Source organism: Paenibacillus sp. JT31N17 (assembly GCF_056269255.1).
In genome coordinates, this window is the sequence record NZ_JBWDNP010000004.1 from 206,588 (window position 1) to 223,096 (window position 16,509).

The 16,509-nt window shown below is 53.2% G+C and carries 15 protein-coding genes; 10 read left to right on the top strand and 5 right to left on the bottom strand.

The genetic code is table 11. From position 1 onward, the window contains the following. Positions 1–9 precede the first annotated feature (9 nt). A complete protein-coding gene (locus AC0YOB_RS16480; RefSeq protein ID WP_475793702.1) occupies positions 10–669 on the bottom strand; it encodes a GntR family transcriptional regulator in 660 nt (219 codons plus the stop codon). 327 nt (positions 670–996) lie between these two features. On the opposite strand from AC0YOB_RS16480, the gene AC0YOB_RS16485 reads away from it, so the two are divergent. The 4 genes from AC0YOB_RS16485 (at position 997) to AC0YOB_RS16500 (ending at position 4,905) form a co-directional block, all read left to right on the top strand. Then, complete coding sequence (locus tag AC0YOB_RS16485; protein WP_475793703.1) at positions 997–2,115, top strand: mandelate racemase/muconate lactonizing enzyme family protein; 1,119 nt, start codon at positions 997–999, stop codon at positions 2,113–2,115. A 17-nt stretch (positions 2,116–2,132) separates the two neighbouring features. After that, positions 2,133–2,918 (top strand): SDR family NAD(P)-dependent oxidoreductase, encoded by a 786-nt coding sequence (locus AC0YOB_RS16490; RefSeq protein ID WP_475793704.1) that lies wholly within the window; start codon positions 2,133–2,135, stop codon positions 2,916–2,918. A gap of 114 nt (positions 2,919–3,032) precedes the next feature. Next, positions 3,033–4,073 carry a zinc-dependent alcohol dehydrogenase gene (locus AC0YOB_RS16495; protein ID WP_475793705.1) on the top strand — a complete coding sequence of 347 codons (1,041 nt, stop codon included), beginning with the start codon at positions 3,033–3,035 and terminating at the stop codon, positions 4,071–4,073. 331 nt (positions 4,074–4,404) lie between these two features. Continuing rightward, positions 4,405–4,905: a hypothetical protein gene (locus AC0YOB_RS16500; RefSeq protein ID WP_475793706.1), complete on the top strand. Its 501-nt coding sequence runs from the start codon at positions 4,405–4,407 to the stop codon at positions 4,903–4,905. Positions 4,906–5,165: 260 nt separating this feature from the next. On the opposite strand, the gene AC0YOB_RS16505 is transcribed toward AC0YOB_RS16500, so the two are convergent. From AC0YOB_RS16505 to AC0YOB_RS16515, 3 genes are all read right to left on the bottom strand, one after another. Then, positions 5,166–5,978, bottom strand: a complete 813-nt coding sequence (locus AC0YOB_RS16505; protein WP_475793707.1) for an MBL fold metallo-hydrolase — start codon at positions 5,976–5,978, stop codon at positions 5,166–5,168. Positions 5,979–6,281: 303 nt separating this feature from the next. Continuing rightward, entirely contained in the window at positions 6,282–6,974 is a 693-nt protein-coding gene (locus AC0YOB_RS16510) for a PspA/IM30 family protein (RefSeq protein WP_475793708.1), read from the bottom strand. 63 nt (positions 6,975–7,037) lie between these two features. Continuing rightward, a complete protein-coding gene (locus AC0YOB_RS16515; protein ID WP_210043595.1) occupies positions 7,038–7,271 on the bottom strand; it encodes a PspC domain-containing protein in 234 nt (77 codons plus the stop codon). A gap of 246 nt (positions 7,272–7,517) precedes the next feature. Here AC0YOB_RS16515 and AC0YOB_RS16520 point away from each other — a divergent pair, with 246 nt between their 5' ends. The 6 genes from AC0YOB_RS16520 (at position 7,518) to AC0YOB_RS16545 (ending at position 15,581) form a co-directional block, all read left to right on the top strand. Next, positions 7,518–8,120, top strand: a complete 603-nt coding sequence (locus tag AC0YOB_RS16520) for a carbohydrate-binding family 9-like protein (protein ID WP_475793709.1) — start codon at positions 7,518–7,520, stop codon at positions 8,118–8,120. A 295-nt stretch (positions 8,121–8,415) separates the two neighbouring features. Beyond that, the gene (locus AC0YOB_RS16525) at positions 8,416–9,378 is read left to right on the top strand and encodes a sugar-binding transcriptional regulator (protein ID WP_475793710.1); all 963 of its coding nucleotides are present in this window, start codon (positions 8,416–8,418) and stop codon (positions 9,376–9,378) included. 32 nt (positions 9,379–9,410) lie between these two features. After that, the gene (trpB, locus tag AC0YOB_RS16530) at positions 9,411–10,694 is read left to right on the top strand and encodes a tryptophan synthase subunit beta (RefSeq protein ID WP_475793711.1); all 1,284 of its coding nucleotides are present in this window, start codon (positions 9,411–9,413) and stop codon (positions 10,692–10,694) included. Then, entirely contained in the window at positions 10,633–11,448 is an 816-nt protein-coding gene (gene trpA, locus AC0YOB_RS16535; protein ID WP_475793712.1) for a tryptophan synthase subunit alpha, read from the top strand. The genes trpB and trpA overlap by 62 nt, the downstream gene beginning before the upstream one ends. A 482-nt stretch (positions 11,449–11,930) precedes the next feature. After that, positions 11,931–14,786 carry an S-layer homology domain-containing protein gene (locus AC0YOB_RS16540; protein WP_475793713.1) on the top strand — a complete coding sequence of 952 codons (2,856 nt, stop codon included), beginning with the start codon at positions 11,931–11,933 and terminating at the stop codon, positions 14,784–14,786. Between the two features lie 207 nt (positions 14,787–14,993). Next, a complete protein-coding gene (locus tag AC0YOB_RS16545) occupies positions 14,994–15,581 on the top strand; it encodes a guanylate kinase (RefSeq protein WP_475793714.1) in 588 nt (195 codons plus the stop codon). A 9-nt stretch (positions 15,582–15,590) separates the two neighbouring features. Here the strand turns inward: AC0YOB_RS16545 and AC0YOB_RS16550 are convergent, their stop codons facing one another. Beyond that, complete coding sequence (locus AC0YOB_RS16550; protein WP_475793715.1) at positions 15,591–16,448, bottom strand: helix-turn-helix domain-containing protein; 858 nt, start codon at positions 16,446–16,448, stop codon at positions 15,591–15,593. Positions 16,449–16,509: the final 61 nt, after the last annotated feature.

Consider the following 16,509-nt stretch of genomic DNA (forward strand, 5'->3'; position numbering starts at 1 on the left):
TGGTCAATTTCACTTCGTAAAACAAAGCAAGTTTTCGTCGCCCTCCAGATGCTTGAGGACCGCCTGCTGGATTCGCTCGGGATCTTTGGTTCTGAAAGCATCCAGAAGGGCTTGGTGATCACTTTCGATATGACTCAATTCATAAAAAGGAAGATTCTTCGAAAAATGCAGGCGGATCTGATTGACGATGCTCTGCCAGGTCAGCATTACGGTACGTTCTGTCGCCATGTCCAGAATGGTCTGGTGGAAAAGCAGATCCAAATCCACGAGCCGGGAATTCTTGCCTTGTTCCGCAGCGTCGCGCATTTCGCCAATGATCTCCTCCAGTTTCGCAAAGAAGGCATCGTCCATTTTATCCAGATAGCGCCGAACGACGAACGATTCAATATGGAACCGGATGGGAATCAAAATATTTTGAACCTCTTCGGCATCCAGATCGGCGACGACGGTTTCTTTATAAGGAAAAGAAATCAGCAGCCCTTCCCGCTCAAGCTGCCGGATCGCTTCACGGATAGGACCGCGGCTGACGCCCATCTGCTCGGCAATATCCATCTCCTTGATTCGCGCGCCGGGCTGAAGATGCCCGTTCAGGATCGCTTCCCGCAGGTCGTTGGTCACTTTTTCCCGCAATGAGGTATTGGCTTGCTGTTTGAACGTGAATTCAGCCATGTCAGTAAATTCCCTTCTTATTTTCAACAAAATGATCGGATAACATGTAGTATACTTCGAAACCGGGAAAAAATCACGAGGTTGAAAATTGTCAACAACGCTAAAAAAGTAGTTAACTAAATATTGTTGACAATATTTAAATAGAGGACTTAATATAATAACAATGGCTATTAGTGTTCTACGCAAGCAGATTAACGTCTGGTCAGGGTCATAAGATTAATCCGCCAAAGAGGTAAGGGCATTAATAGTTAACCCGTAACCAATCATTTATCTCTTGATATTTACAGCCAGTCATCCATCCCAAATAAGGAAGCGCGGTGAGCATCCATGAAAATTACAGAGGTTGAATCCATCTATTTGAGAATTCCTGATCTGGACGCAAGCAAATGCGACGGCACACAGGATACATTAATGATCCGTATCCATACGGATGAGGGTATAACGGGACTGGGCGAGGTTGACTCTGTTCCACTCGTGGCGAAAGCGGCAATTGACGCTCCGCCTTCTCATTCGATTGCAACGGGCTTGAAATCACTGCTCATCGGGGAGAACCCGCTGGAAATCGACCGGCTCTGGGATAAAATGTACCGGGGAACGATTTATTTTGGCCGCAGCGGACCGGCTATACATGCGATGAGCGGCATTGATATGGCGCTATGGGATATCATGGGCAAGCACGCGGGCCGCCCGGTCTCCGAGATGCTTGGCGGCACGTACCGCTCACAGCTCAAAGCCTATGCCAGCTCGCTGATGCCGGACACGGTCGGGGAAGCTGTCAAGCTCGCCGGCCAGTTTGTCTCTCAAGGCTACCGGGCGATGAAATTCGGCTGGGGGCCGATCGGCCGCGATGCCAAATTCGACGAGCGGCAGATCCGCTCCATCCGCGAAGCTGTAGGCGATGATATTGATATCATGATCGACGCGGGGCTTGCCTGGGATTTGAAGGGTGCGTTGAAGATGGCCGAAATCTATGAGAAATACGGCGTGTATTGGCTGGAGGAGCCGCTTCACCCCGAGGATATCGCGGGCTACCGGGCGCTGTCGGACCGCACTCATTTGCATATTGCCGGCGGCGAGCAGGAGAGCGGCGTTGCCGCCTTCCGCCGGCTGATAGAGGACGGGCATCTGGATATCGTTCAGCCGGACCTTGGACGCTGCGGCGGTCTGACGGAAGGCAAACGCATTGCCTATATGGCGCATGAGCGTCACAAGAAAGTCGTTCCGCATGCATTCAAGACAGGAATTCTGGTCGCGGCAAGCACGCATTTTGCAGCTTCGATACCCAATGGCCTCATGATTGAGCATACGGTGTCCACCTCTCCGCTTTCGAGGGAGCTGGTTGCGGAGCCGATTGTCTTCAAAGACGGATATGTGCAGGTGCCGAAGCTTCCGGGGCTTGGCGTTACGGTGGATGAAGCGGTTGTCGAGAAATACCGTGTGAAGTAAGGGAGGCGACAAGGGCGATGGCGAATATGTGCAGATTTGAAGGCCAGGTTGTGCTCGTAACGGGAGGAGCGACTGGAGTCGGTTACGCCACGGCCAGCCGGTTTGCTTCCGAAGGGGCAAAGGTTGTTATTACAGGCAGGCGCGCCGATCTGGGCGAAGCGGCCGCCCGGACTTTGACGGAGCAGGGGTTCGCAGTGGAATATACCGCCGGAGATGTCTCGGATGAGCTGTCGGTGAGCGGCATCTTTGCCCATGTGGAGCGAACCTGCGGCAGGCTGGATATCCTGGTGAACAATGCAGCGGCGTTTCAGCCGATCCGTTTTCTTGGCGCGGACCGGGCCGCCTGGCGCAAGGTGTTCGACATTATCGTGGACGGCACCTATTTCTGCACACAGGCAGCGGCCCAGCTGATGATAGCCAACCGTATTCAGGGCCGCATCATCAATGTCTCTTCCATCAATGGCGCCCGTGCGCTTGAGGAATCGTCGCACTACAATGCCGCCAAGGGCGCGATGGACCAATTAACCCGCAGCACGGCGCTTGAGCTGATGGACGAGGGCATCCGCGTGAATGGTGTCGCGCTTGGTTTCATTGACACGCCGATGTCGGTCGTGGATGGGGTTAAGGAGCATGAGACGGAATGGTTCCAATCCATGTATGCCGCGCGCGGCAAAATCATCCAAAGACGTTCCGGGCAGCCGGAGGAAGCCGCCGGAGTCATAGCTTTTCTTGCGTCGGAGGACGCCTCGTACATATGCGGTGCGGTCCTGCCGGTAGACGGCGGGTTGTCTGTCACGTTTTGACCGGCGAATACGAAAATGAGCTTGTAACCCTGTTGTTTATCGGGCATATCCGCCCGTATTTTAAATATTGAACGGGATGTTGATGCGGATTTCTCGAAGGAAGGAGTTAATCGAATGCAAGCACTTATCTATGAAGGTCCCCGATTGATGAATGTGAGAGAAACGGAAGAGCCCGTGGCCGGTGACGATGAGGTCGTGATCCGGGTTGCCTTTTCGGGTATTTGCGGTTCGGAGCTAAGCGGGTATCTGGGCAAAAATTCGCTCCGCAAGCCTCCCGTCATATTCGGCCATGAATTTTCCGGCACCATCGCCTCGCTGGGCAGCCGGGTCGAGGCATCCGGTCATTGGGCTGTGGGCCAGCGTGTAACGGCGAACCCGCTAGTCACCTGCGGACAGTGCGGGAAATGCCTGAGCGGCAGGCAGCAGCTGTGTGTGTCGCGCAAGCTGTTGTCCGCCGCGCTTCCGGGGAGCAATGCGGAATATGTGAAGATTCCGGCTGCTTTCCTCCATGCGCTGCCTGGCGGAATGAGCCTTCAGCAGGCGGCTATGGTCGAGCCCGCCGCATGCGCGGTCAGGGCCGCAGAGCTGGCCGATGCGAAGCCGGCATCGACGGTGCTGATTCTGGGCATGGGACCGATCGGCCTGCTTACCCTGCAAGCCGTGCTCCAATACGGCGCCAGAGAGATTATCGCCGTTGATATGAACGAGGAGCGTTTGGCGATTGCGCGCAAGCTTGGGGCAGCGCACCTGATCTGCCCGTCGCAGACCGATACGCTGGAAGAGGTCAAGCATCTTACAGGCGGAGCAGGCGTCGATACAGCCATTGATGCGGTAGGAGCGGGACTGACGCGCAGGCAGTGCCTGCTCGCATGCGCATCGGGCGGGCGGGTTGTGTTTACAGGCCTGCATGAGGAGGAATCGATGCTGCCGGTGAATGTGGCGATCCGCAGCGAAATTTCGCTGACAGGGTCTTTTGCTTATTCGCAGCTTAATTTTCGCACAGCCCTGAGCTGGGTGCATGAGGGACGGATGGGTCTTGCGGACGGCGTTGTCGAAGCGCCTCTTGGCGAAGGGGCCAAGTGGTACGAAACCCTCTTGAACCAGCCAGGCCATGTGTCCAAGGTGCTGCTGGTTCCAGGAAGCGTCCGCGGGTGACCGCACATGCCTGCCAGCGTCAAGGACGCGTGGAGCTGAGTGTCCACCGGACGCTGTCAGCCGGGATAAACGGCAAGCTGCGCCATTATTGCCACCGTGTATGAAGAGTCTGCATCCGTGGGCCATTCCGGTGAAGCGGTCGGACAGCCGTCATGCATTGCAATGCCACACCGCGCGCGGTGCGAGAAAATGCGGAGGCTGCCTGGGGGAGGATGACGGAATAGGAACTGCAGCCCAGGCAGCGGGAGCGCCATGCATGCTTTCGTAGGAACGCGGCTCTGTGTTATACTTACTAGCAAAATTGAACCGTGATCCTGGAGGCTGTAATGGAATGCTCAGTTTTGAAGAAAAGCTTGCGATAATTGAATCCTTTCCCCAGCTGGAGCGAAAAAACGTCTCGCTGGGACGTGTGAATTTCCACTTTGAAGAAAGCGTCCATGACAAGAAGATCGTTGTTTATCATCTGCATCCGGGCGGCAACGGGTTTGTTTATGCGGGACTGCTAAGAGGTTATGAGACCGATGAGCGGGGCTTCGCGAATATCCGCGATAGCTCGGCGGAGGAGCTGCGCTCCCTGATAGACGAGTCGATCCATTCGCTGTCCATGAAAGTGCCGCAGGCGCCCCAGCCCAAAAGCCGAAGGAAGCAGGCTGCGGCAAGTCAAGAAAGCGGGCAGGCGGGCAGCTGGCAGGGGCCGGATGATCAAACTCTGGATCTGAGGCTGGAGGACGATCTGTGGTATATCTATGCCGGACTGAATCTTGAAATGGTTTTTGAAACCTACGATGAAGCGGAGCAGTATTTGCAAGAGGAAGGCTTCGAGCCGTCATAAAGGGACCAAAAGCCCGGTGCATGGAGCTCAAATAAGAGTTTCATGCTACTTTGCTACAATTTCCGGGGGAAGAAACGGCTGCTCCGTTAAAAGACGGGAACAGCCGTTTCTTTTTAGAGTCTAAGGAAGTAGAAGATTCCTTTTACTTCGCTTATATTCCAAGAAAAGAAACTTGCTGCGACGTCAAAAGGACGGCGAGCAAGCTTCTTCATGTTTTGTCGCGTTTAAACAAGCGGCTGAACGGGGCAGCCTGCCGCCGGTCACTCGCGCAGCAGCTTGATGTTGTTCTCATGCCGGCGGGTTAAACTTAAGGAATAGCGGTAGCCCTGCCGTTCCACAAACCGTTCAAAAGGCTGCCGGTTGCCGGAAACCGCCTCTGCTTCAGCCAGATCCAGGTAGGCGAGGGAAGCTTTCACGCGCCGCTCCATCTCAGCCTGCTTCTCCGTCACGGAGCCGTGACCCGGGATCATGATGCGGACCGATCCGCCTGCAACCAGCCGCTGCATGGTGTTCAAGGTCTCGCGGTACTCGGGGAAGCTGTAATAGACAAAAGGGAACTCGATGTCGGAGGCATAGTCTCCGGCGATAAGAAGTCCCAGCGGTTCAACAACGGTCAGGATGCCGTCCGGATTATGACCGTGTGCGATGTAGAAGGTTAATTGGGTATTGCCGATATGCAGAGTTTGACCTTCTTCGCGGATGACATAATCAACAGGAGGGTAAAGCAGTTCATAAGGCCGGTCCAAATAAGCTTCATCGTCATAAAGCTGGACATCCCGGATCGCCTGTTCCTGATCGGTTTGCTCGGCAAAGGCTTGTCCGGCGATCGTAATGGCATCCGTGAAGGCTCCATATCCGGCGATGTGGTCAAAGTCGGAGTGGGTGAAAAGCAGGTAAAGCGGCCGGGAATCCCTGATTTCATCAATATGATGGCGCAGCGCCTGAATTTCGGAGGGCAGATAGCCAGGGTCAACGAGCAGCACCAGATCATGTGTTTCAATGATGGTGGTGTTCATTCGGTACATCATGCTGCTGTAAACCGAGATGAAGCTTCGTTTATAGATGATATTCATGTCATACTCGACCTCCCCGATCATAAGACAACAGTTCCCCCGTTCGCGTGTTTTGGTACCCGCAAGATGATAGATTGATTAACCGCTTACGCTGGTTCTTCTATTTTACATGCTGTGATGGGATGTTGCTACACTTTATGCATGCTTAATATGCACGAAGCCTCCCTTCGGACAGGCACGATGACTGCTGTGCTTCTCCGGGGGAGGCTATTTCCTTACCGCTTCTATATGATCGCTATAACTGCAATTATAGCGGAGTATGCACGCCACGGGGTCTTAGGCGTTTTTTAAGAGGACGATTCGTCAAGCCTGCGTTCTCTTGCGAAGCTGCTCCAGCTGCTCATTGATGAGTGAATCCTTCGTCGACTGCTCCTCGGAATCCGAAGGATATGAACCTGCTGCGCCTGCTGCTGCGGCATAGCCGTAAGGCGTTTTTTTCACCTGGGAATAGGCTTCCCATTGATTGATTTTGTCTTCCATCCGCTGAAAGCCGCGTGCGGCGGTGCCTTCCTCGAAGCCATAGCTGAAGCTTGGCGTGGATGTTTGGGATTTGGCCTGTGTTTGCTGCATGCGGGCAACCAGATCGTCGCGTTTCTTCTGCATGACTTTCAGCTCAGCCTTGGCATCTTCCAGCCGCGGCTTCAGCTCGGCAATCCGGACCTTCGCATTTTCCTGCCATGCTGCGGCCTCATGTGACTTCTCCGTATAATGCAGCTTTGCCGAAAGCGCTTCGCGGGCTGCCGTCTCATAACCGTTCGTCATCGCTTCAAGCGCTTTCGCATCATACATGTCCGCAATCCGGCCTGCCTCTTCCGCCTGCTGTCCATGCACGCGGACCGCAGCCTCCTGCTTGTGAAGCTCTGCCTGCAGGCCGTCGATTTCACTTTGCATATTGCGTACGTAATGATTCAGCATCATGCCCGGCTCTTCCAGCTTATCCATCAGCTCATTCGCTGCTGCTTTTGTCATATCAAATAGTCTGTTTAAAACTCCCATTGTTCATACACTCCCTTATCATGTTTGGTTTTGAAAACTGGTGTTCTTGCCGATTGCCTCTGCTTAGTTGTATGGATTGTAATGAAAGTGGTTCATGTTCATGATCGGATTCTCGGGCTCTTTTGGAATGATAAAGCTAGCGAGCAGGTAGATCAGGAAGATGGTGCCGACGCTGAAGCATGCCGCCGCAACCAGGATGACTCTGAGAATCGTGGGGTCAATGCGCAAGTATTGGCCAAGGCCCCCGCATAATCCGGCAAGCTTCCGATCTGTTCTGGAGAGATAAAGTTTGTTCATGTGTGACAAACTCCTTTCTTATTTTAAGGGTGATTTAAGATTCTCTTCTTTCGATAGCTTTATTGTAGCTCCCCGCCGGTATGTCTAAAACAGTCCTGCGGCGGTTTTTCATGCTGGGCTTAAGTCGGGGACCCTATCCGACTCAAGGGGCACACGAGGAGAAATTTATCATTTACAGCCAGTCGCGGGATCTGGCATGATGGGATCAACTGAATTGGAAATCAACCATGGAGAGGGGCATGAATAATGGAAACGCAAAATTCGTACAGCTGTCAGGAGCTCGGAGAATCCGGGGAGGTTTGGGAGAAGATAGAGCGGGTTGCGCTGTCGGATGTCGTATCGGGCGGGGTTCCCCAGGCGCTTACTTATGTGCAGATGCACTGGAACGCTGAGGGACTGTACATACGCTTCACAAGTCAGGATGATTATGTGGTTTCCGACTTCACGCAGCATGATGAGCCGTTATATGAGCAGGACGTGGTGGAAGTGTTTATCGACGAGGAGGGGGACGGCAAGGAATACCTGGAGCTGGAAATCAGCCCGCATAACATTGTGTTCGATGCCTATGTCACCAATGATCTGAAGGGCAAGATTGAGGCCCGCACGGAATGGCATTTCGATGGCTTGGTGAACAGTGTGAGAACCCAGGAGGGCGGATGGACGCTCTATGATATCCATATTCCGATGCGGAACTTCAAGCGGCCGATAGCGGCCGGAATGAAGTGGCGAGTGAACTTTTACCGGATTGACGACAAGCCGGATGGCGTACGTGAGTTCAGCGCATGGCAGCCGACGGGCAAAGTGAATTTTCATATGCCGGGCAAATTCGGATGGTTGGTGTTTGCGTAATCATTCTTCTGCCATAACGTCCCCAAGATAGCCTCAGGAACCCCTTTTCTTCTGATAAAGGGTTCTCGAGGCTGTTTTTTTGTCCTTAAAATATGCAAACGTTACTGCCCCTATAATGCCTGTCAGGTTTGAGGGACGAGAAAACTCAACACGGTCACTGAGAGGACGGCAAGGTTTTTTTCTTGCTTAATGTTCCGGGTTTACAACCGGCGGATGCAGAGGTATACTTGCATGTACATAAGTGTATTATATGAACAAATGTACACAGCATTCAATCAGGAGGCATCGAAGGCAAATGTCGGAAGTCAATCATGAACGTTTTCGGCTGCTGGTGAAGATCTGTCAGCTTTATTATGAGGATGGCTTGAACCAGCAGGAAATCGCCAAGCGGCTCGGTATTTCGCGTCCGCATGTCAGCAGGATGCTGACGGCTGCCAGGAATGAAGGTATTGTGCGCATCTCCATCAACAACCCCTTCTCAACGGAGCAGGAGCTCGAGCGGGCTTTTATCGAAACCTTCGGTATCCATGATGCGCTTATTGTCGATTCGGCGGAAGCTGAAGGGGATAAGCTGTATGCGCAGCTTGGCCGCACAAGCGCTGCCTTGATGGAGTCGGTGCTGAAGGACGGCGATATCGTCGGCGTGATGGCAGGCAGAACGGTTGCAAGCGCTGCGGAGGAGATGGATTATTTTGCGCGGGAGGAACTGCAGTTTGTGCCTCTCGTCGGCGGTTGGGGTCCGGCAGGCGCTTCATGGCATGCCAGCTCCAACACGATGGCTTTTGCGGGGAAGCTGAAGTCCAAATACTGGATTATGCATGCTCCCGCTGTTGTAGCCAATGAAGCGACGGGCCAGCTCCTGCGGCAGGAACCGGAAATCGACAAGGTGCTCCAGCTTGCGCGGCGCTCCCGTGTCGCGGTTGTCAGCATCGGCGAAGTGGGCCGGCAGGCAACCATGGTCACCTCGGGCAGCTTCAGCGCGGAAGACATGGCAGAGCTGCGGCATAGCGGTGCGGCGGCGAACCTGTGCGGATCTTTTCTGGATGGAAACGGACAGGAGATGTTGCATCCCGGGAGCGGCCGGTTCATCGGATTGTCTGCCGGCGAGCTGAGAGGCATCCCCAATGTTATTGCGATTGCCGGGGGCATGAGCAAGGTCGAAGCAATTACAGCTGTGCTGCGCGGCAAATGGATCGATATTCTGGTGACGGACGCGGCGACGGCAAGAGCCGTTATGGATTTTCATCACAAGCATTGAGCACAGGAAGCAGGAAGGGGAAATAAATTCAAATGAAGCATGCAGCGGGTTCTATACCCGGAGCGGCCAATTCTCTGTTCACGGAGAACGGCTATTACGGTTCCTATGGCGGATCGTTCATCCCGGAAATACTGGTTCCGGCCTTCGCGGAGATCAACCGGCATTTTGAACAGATCCGGCATGACGAGGCTTTCTGGCAGGAGTACTGCGCGCTTCTGGCCGATTACGCCGGACGGCCTACGCCGCTTACCTATGCGGACAGGCTGAGCGCGCATTTTGGCAAGGCGAAGATCTATATCAAGCGGGAGGATCTTAATCATACCGGGGCGCATAAGCTCAACAATGCGCTCGGTCAGGCCATGCTGGCCAAGCGCATGGGCAAGACGCGCATCATTGCGGAGACGGGAGCGGGACAGCACGGGGTGGCGACGGCAACGGTTGCGGCGAAGCTGGGCTTGTCCGCAACCATCTATATGGGGCGCGAGGATATGGAGCGTCAGTATGCCAACGTCTTCTGGATGAAGCGGCTGGGAGCCGAGGTGGTGGGTGTCGATTATGGCTCCCGGACCTTGAAGGATGCCATTAATGAGACGCTTCGGGATTGGGTATCGAGCTTTGAGACGACCCATTATGTACTGGGCACTGCATCGGGGGCCCACCCGTTTCCCGCTATTGTGGCCTTCTTTCAATCGATCATCGGCATTGAGGCGAAGGAGCAAATCCTGCGCTCAGCGGGGCGGATGCCGGACCGTGTGTATGCATGTGTAGGCGGCGGCTCCAATGCGCTGGGGGTATTTCAGGCTTTTTTCCCTCATGATGAAGTGAAGCTTGTCGGTGTGGAGGCCGGGGGCCAAGGCAAGGAATCGGGCCAACACGCTGCCCGGATTGCTTACGGCGAAGGAAAATCCGGGATTGCGCAGGGCTATAAGACAATGTTTCTGCAAAATGGAGACGGCCAAATGAACGATACGTACAGCATTGCCGCTGGTCTTGATTATGTCGGGGTCTCGCCGATTCTGGCTGATTTATCCGAGAAAGGGCGCGTGCGCTTCACGGCTGCGACCGATGCGGAAGTGGTGGAGGCGCTGCAGCTGGTTATGAAGACGGAGGGGCTGATTCCGGCACTGGAGTCGACCCATGCTTTTGCCGGGGCATTCCGGGATATTGCCGAAACCTCGAAATCCGACATCTTCATCATCAATATGTCCGGACGAGGCGACAAGGACATCTTTAACATAGCGGAGGGATTGCGGGATGAAGAATGGAAAGCTTTTATCAAGCGGAAAAGCAGCGGCCTTGAAGACCAGTCTTGCTGAACGGATCATCCAGGGGCGCGCTGACAAGGGAATCCAGCTGATGACCCATCAAATTCTGGGCTATCCCGATTTTGACGCCAATTACGAAATGATCCGTTTGTTCCATGAGAGCGGCGTTGATCTGGTCGAGCTTCAGCTGCCCTTCTCGGAGCCGATCGCCGACGGTCCCGTATTCCTCAAAGCCAATCAGGCCTCACTGGCAAGCGGCACGACGACCCGGCAGTGCATGGACTTTGCCCGGCGCGTGGCGGCGGATTTCCCGGATATCTCCTTCCTGATCATGACCTACTATAATATCGTGATTCAATACGGCACGCAGGCATTTGTGCAGGAATGTGCGGATATGGACATTCGCGGTCTGATCGTGCCCGATGCCTGCCCGGAGGAAAGCGGATCCTTCCTGGAGGCCTGCCGCGAACATGCCGTGGAGCCTGTTCTGATCGCAACGCCTTACACATCGGCCGACCGCCTGCGCTATCTGTCGGAGCAGACGGGAGGCTTCCTGTACTGCGCGGCGCGCAAGGGTGTTACCGGATCGAAGACATCCTTTGGCGGGGAAACCGATCACTTCCTGTCGCGGGTCAGCGGCTATGCGAAGACGCCAATCGCTGTCGGCTTTGGCATTCAGAGCGCCGCAGATGTGGCTTTCCTGCAGGGGAAATGCGACATTGCCATCATTGGGACGCAGCTTCTTCATGTGCTGGAGCAGGATGGGCTTCCGGGCGTGGAGCGGTTTCTGAAATCGCTGCAATAATCTGGACGTATCGTTTGTTCCTATATATACATAAAGAAGCTCGGGCTGCCAACGGGCTTCTTTGGAATTTCACAAGCTAGGCGGCAGCTGCAGCGGTCCATTCAGATGGAATCAGGATTGATTTTCATTTGCTTCAGTGGCGGTCATCCGCAATACGCCGAATTTGACTTCAGGCTGGCCCAATAATGCCCGGCTGGTATCCCGATTCCGACGCTGTAAAAGTTCTCATTTCTTTCTGTCCCGGAGAGATAGGCTGTTAGACACTGTAAAATTGGGTATATCGACATAGTATTCTAAATTTCATCTAAAAAATGCAAGAATCGTGTTGAAAATAACATCATTCATGGTAATATTAGCCTATTGAAAACGCTCTACTTCTAACTAATTTGCTATAAGGGGTGGTTTCTGAAGTCTGATCAGAGTTAGTTAGCGGGGCATTTTATATTCAACCAACCAGATAGAAATAAAGGGAGAGAATGAAATTGGGATTAAGATTATTACATAAGAAAATTTCCGCTGTGCTAGTTTGCGCTATGATCCTGTCTATCATTTCCACTCATTATGCATTTGCTGCCGCTGAATCCGGCGGGACACTATCAGATATCAATCAGTCTTATGCAAAAGCCGAGATCACCGAATTGGTTAACATGGGGATCATCTCCGGCTTTAGTGATGGAACCTTCAAGCCCGCCGAATCTGTCACAAGGGCGCAGCTGGCAAAGATTTTGTCGCTGTCGCTGAACCTGGAGGAGGATGCAGGCGCAGCTGCAGGATTCAAGGATGTCGCAGCATCCAAATGGTATGCCGGTTATGTGGGAGCGCTGGTAAACTCGGGGATTTCCCAGGGGACCTCCGCCACTGCCTTTTCTCCCGACAAAACAGTAACCAGAGAGGAACTGGCGGTCTTCTTTATCCGTGCTTTCGGCTGGGAGACGGCTGCTAAATCATTGAAGCTGGATGAGAGCCTGTCAGATCTGGCCAAGGTGTCCGACTGGGCTCAAGCCTCGGTGTCCTTTGCTTATCAGATCGGATTCATTAAGGGGATTGCGGGCAAGGATGGCTCGTTCCGCTTTAACCCTTCGGGTATTGCCGACCGTCAGGCATTGGCGCGGCTGGCTTACGAGTTTGTCGTGAATAAAGCGGCTTACGCGGATAAAGCTCTGCTTTTGAACCCGGATAAGCCTGAGGACACAACTACGGACGATACTGCGCCACCCAAAGTCAAAGACGACTCCGGTTTTGTTTATTGGGGCCCCGGCAGCGGCAATGACGGAAAACCTGACGGCAGCAATAACGGAGGGGACAATGGCGGGGACAAAGATGATGACAGCGATAACGGCGGCGATCAGGGCGGTGATAACGGCGGCGACCAGGGCGGTGACGATGACGGCGACGAACCGGCAGCGATGGACATTACAGCACCAGGTGAATATTCACTGGGCAATGTCACCGGCGATGTCACAATCAGCTCGCAAGATGTGGTCTTGAAGAACACAACCGTTAACGGGGATCTTTGGCTTCTTGGCGGCATCGGCATCGGCAATGTTACGCTTGACCATGTCACAGTAACAGGCAACACCTTGGTTGAAGGCGGCGGCCCGAATAGTATTCATGTAGCCAACTCGATTCTGGCTACTGTCTTCGTGAATAAGAGTGACGGAAGCATCCGTCTTGTGCTTGAGGATGGAACAAACGTTCAACAAATCCAGCTTGAATCCGGCGCTATTCTTGAAACGACAGCAGCTGTAGGCGATATCGGCCCAGTGGACATCAGCAGATCCATTCCTCATAATGCCGCAGTTACGTTGAATGGAGCGTTTGACTCGGTCATGGTTCATGCGGAGCAAATTGCCATTACTCTTGCTGCCGGATCCACTGTCGGCGACTTGAATGTATTCGAGCAGGCTTTGAATACTTCGTTCCATCTGGCAGAAGGCTCGACAGTTTCGCACTTGATCGCAGATGCGATTGTTTCCTTTACCGGACAAGGTTCAGTCCAGTCGGCACAATTGAATGTGGAAGGCATAAGCTTCGACGGACTATCCGGCAAGCCTGTCATTGAAGCAGACCCGACGGTCATCAGCACCACATACACGCCAGCGGAGTTTTCCCTTTCTGCTGTGGGGGCAACCCGTCAAATCGTATTAACCGGCGTTAAAAATGACGGAAATAAAGACATCACGTCCTTCGCAGGGTGGAGCAGCGACGATCCTTCTGTGGCGCGGGTGGTTTATGGGGATGTTAAAGCTGTTAGCGACGGAATCACCTATATTAAAGCCGATTACGGCGATTTTCATATTCAGGTGCCGGTCACGGTCTCTGTTTATAAACCCGGAGAGGCTTATCCAACCCTCTCATCCATTCATGTAACGAACGGAACCATCAATGTTGATTTTAACGGTGATGTGGCTGATGAGACTGCGGCTGATTTTGCCGTAACGGCTGTATTGAATGGTGCGGATTATGAGCTGAACAATTTGCAGTACACTGAAGGACAATTCACGTTTGATCCGGTGGACAGCTATGGCTCGACCTTGTATATCACAGTGGAATCCAATGCGGATAAAACAAGATTTGCGGGAAGTCAGAGCGGTTCGGTCAAATTGACCGGCTTTGGCGGACATATCAAGAATGTTGCCGGAGAATCGGTTGCAGGACTTGATATTACTTTCCGCAAGGGCCTGGACAAGACGGATGGCGACATTGCCGGCACTGCAACAACGGATGCTTACGGTAATTATTTCATATACCTGCAGCCAGGCATCTATACGGGTGAGCTGGGGGGAGAAGGAACCGGTTATATTAAAACGTATTTGATCGGGGTAGCAGCTGTTAATGTGAAAAACACAGATGAGGATCAAACCGCAATCGGAGTACCTAATGCTTCGGAGACGAGAATTGTACTGACATGGGGAAAAGATCCCCATGATCTTGATTCCCATCTTCTTGGACCAACATTAGTTGGCGGACGATTCCATACCTGGTATATGGAGAAGGAGTATATGCATGAAGGCGAAACCATTGTTGACCTGGATTTGGATGATGTCAGCTCCTATGGACCGGAAACGACAACAATTCGCCGGGATATCAATGGAACCTACAAGTTCTATGTCCATCATTTCTCGGGTACCAGCACGTTGAGAGCATCCGGTGCCAGAATTGAAGTGTTCAGAGGCGCTGTGACTGAGCCGACACAGGTCTATACAGTACCGGAAGGCACTGGCAATGAAATCTACTGGATTGTGTTTGAAATGACAATCGGAGAGAACGGCCAAATCGCATTCGAAGAGGTCAATGAATTAACGAATGCCGATCCGCTTACCAATCCGGGGACTTGAGAAAAGAATCACCAGAATATTCAAGCGTGTTGTCCAGAGCTTCTGGATAACACGCTTTTTTTAATTCCGGCGAGTGGTTCCATGGATATGTGAAATATGAATGTATTCCTTGCAATGGCGGGACCGTTATCCTCTTCCCATGAAAATGAAGGATTTTCCAGCCCTTCGCTGAATATAGGTAATATAGAGTCAAAGGAGGTAATGAGGATGGCAGATTCCCAAGATCGCGCTTTTATATTTGTATTTACCGGACCGGATGGATCGGGGCGTAAAACAATTGCAGATAGCGTAGGTTCTACCCTTGGTTTGACAAAGGTGCTGTCGTATACGACACGCAAGCCCAGACCAGGGGAAGTCAACGGTCAGGATTACCATTTCATTACTCCGGAGCTGTATGAAGAGCTGGATGCAAGCGGTGATTTTATTGAAAGTGTGACGATAAATTCGAATCTCTATGGACTTCGGGGCAGTGATATCCAGCGCAGCTTCAAAAATAATGGAAGCGTCTACCTGGTCCTTAATCCCGAAGGTGCGGAAATGCTCAAACAGACCTATGGCAATCAGTTGATCCGTTTGTTCATTTACGCCGATCGTCAGACGGTTGAACAGCGCCAGCAGCAGAAGGGAATCGGCGGGGAGGTCATCGAGCAGCGCCTGGGCCGTTATGAGACAGATATGATCGCGCAAGCAGGATGCGAGCATGCTTTCGAGAACTATGATCTGGCGCACACGGTGTTCGAAATCACCAACACGCTGGAGCAATATTTGCAGCGGAATCTGGAAGAGAGGGATTAAGGAAAAGGCTCACCCCATGCGGGCGCGGTATGTCCTCGGCGACACCTCGGCGACTTTCTTGAACAGCCGCGAGAAATAGAAGACGTCCGCGTATCCCAGCATGGCGGCAATTTCCTTGAGCGTCTTGTCCGTCCGCAGCAGCAGCATCTTCGCTTCGGCGACCTTCAGCCGATGCACGAACTCGCCCAAAGGATAACCTGTGTATTCATGCACCATACGCCGCAGCGTCGGAATCGAGATGTGATGGCGGGCGGCAACCGCCGCACTGTCGAGCGGCTGGTAGACCGAATCGGTCAGATCGCCGATCAGCTTGTGGACGAACAGGCTGCGGCTGGTGGCTGCCGGCTGGCGGGCACGATCCGCCATATCGTAGAGCAGCGCTTCAAGCGCCAGCGACGCACGGTCCTGATTGGCGGGTATGCCGCTCTCCATGAGCATGAATACCATCTCCATTTTGCTGAAAAAAGCCTCCTCGATACCGATCGTCTTGACGGTCTCCGGCTGATGGCACCAGTTGGCCAGCCATTCCTGCACCCGCTCCCCCTCCAGGGTGAAATAATACTCATCCCAAAATCCGTCCTGATCCGGCCCATAATGAAACGTAGTGCCCGGATACAGGCAGAACATGGTCCCGGCTTCTACCGTCTGGCGTGGGCCGTCTCCGGCCTGGTAATAGCCGCGTCCGGCTCCGATATAGACGAAGGCCCAATGGTCGAAGGTGGTTCCGTTGCGCTGCAGCGTACGGCCGGGCAGATGACCGGCATGCAGAATCACCAGCGATTTGACGCTGAGCTTGCTGTGGTCAACCATGCATTGGAACATTCGGATCGGAAGCGGGCTGATCATATAATCCATGTATGTTGGCATAACGTGCATTCTCCCTCCGCCGAAGCCGTGTTATCGTAAGGACTAAGGTGAACGTTATTAC